Source organism: Pseudomonas sp. P5_A2_2, from assembly GCF_054177685.1.
This window is the reverse complement of sequence record NZ_JBGCUL010001292.1, coordinates 1-1104: the sequence shown is the minus strand read 5'-3', so window position 1 is coordinate 1104 and position 1104 is coordinate 1. Positions and strand designations below refer to the sequence as shown.

Annotated in this window: 2 protein-coding genes; both read left to right on the top strand. The window is 62.8% G+C overall.

Translation table 11 applies throughout. The annotated features are described in order from the left end of the window. Nucleotides 1-455 (top strand): nucleotide-binding domain containing protein (locus tag ACXRVY_RS30885; RefSeq protein ID WP_458239193.1); only part of this gene is annotated, 455 nt, incomplete at its 5' end. Between the two features lie 8 nt (nt 456-463). Continuing rightward, nucleotides 464-1102 (top strand): 3-oxo-tetronate 4-phosphate decarboxylase, encoded by a 639-nt coding sequence (gene otnC / locus ACXRVY_RS30880; RefSeq protein WP_457266207.1) that lies wholly within the window; start codon nt 464-466, stop codon nt 1100-1102. Nucleotides 1103-1104 lie beyond the last annotated feature (2 nt).

Sequence of the window (1104 nt, the reverse complement as noted above, 5' to 3'; positions counted from 1 at the left end):
AAGCCGGCCGGCCGGCTTTGCGGATTGATCCGTTGGCCTTGGCGGCGGGGGAACCGGTGGTGGCGCAAGCCTTGGCCTTTGCCCGTGATAACGAGCAAACCGTATTGATCTACGCCACCAGCTCACCGGATGAGGTCAAGTTGGTGCAACAGCAACTGGGCGTCGAGCAGGCCGGTAGCCTGGTGGAAAACGCCTTTGGCGAAATTGCCCAGGGTCTGCGCCAGAGCGGCGTGCGCCGTTTCGTGATCGCCGGCGGAGAAACCTCGGGCGCTGTGGTTCAGGCACTGGGCGTGCAGCTGCTGCAAATCGGCGCGCAGATCGATCCGGGTGTACCGGCGACTGTCAGCAATACCGACGAACCTTTAGCGCTGGCTCTCAAGTCGGGCAACTTCGGTGGCCGGGATTTCTTCAGTAAAGCCTTGAACCAACTCGCCCGGGCCGGGGGTGCACAATGAGCTGCGCAATGAGCGACGAGAACGCCCTGCGCGAAGAAATCTGTGAGGTTGGCCGCAGCCTTTACGAGCGCGGATACACCGTTGGCAGCGCCGGCAATATCAGCGCGCGCCTGGATGACGGCTGGTTGATCACGCCGACGGACGTCTGCCTCGGGCGCCTCGATCCGGCGACCATCGCCAAGGTCAATCTGGCCGGCGAATGGGTGTCCGGCGACAAGCCTTCGAAGACCCTTGCGTTGCATCGCCAGGTCTATGACCGCAACCCGAATGTCGGCGGCGTGGTGCATACCCACTCCACCCATCTGGTGGCGTTGACGCTCGCAGGTGTCTGGCAGGCGAACGACATTTTGCCGCCGCTGACGCCATATCAGGTCATGAAAGTCGGACATATCCCGTTGATTGCCTACCAGCGACCCGGTTCGCCGAAGGTTGCCGAACAGGTCGCGCAACTGGCCAACAGTGTTCGCGGCGTGATGCTCGAACGGCTTGGGCCAGTGGTCTGGGAGAGTTCGGTCTCCAGGGCCAGCTACGCCCTGGAAGAGCTCGAGGAAACCGCGCGACTCTGGCTGATGAGCAATCCCAAGCCGGAACCGCTGAATCAGGCGGCGCTGGACGAACTGCGAGAGACCTTCGGTGCGCACTGGTAGAG

What these genes read in the sequence shown, in the direction of transcription:
- otnC (WP_457266207.1), top strand. Translation starts at nt 464, where the DNA reads ATGAGCGACGAGAACGCCCTGCGCGAAGAAATCTGTGAGGTTGGCCGC.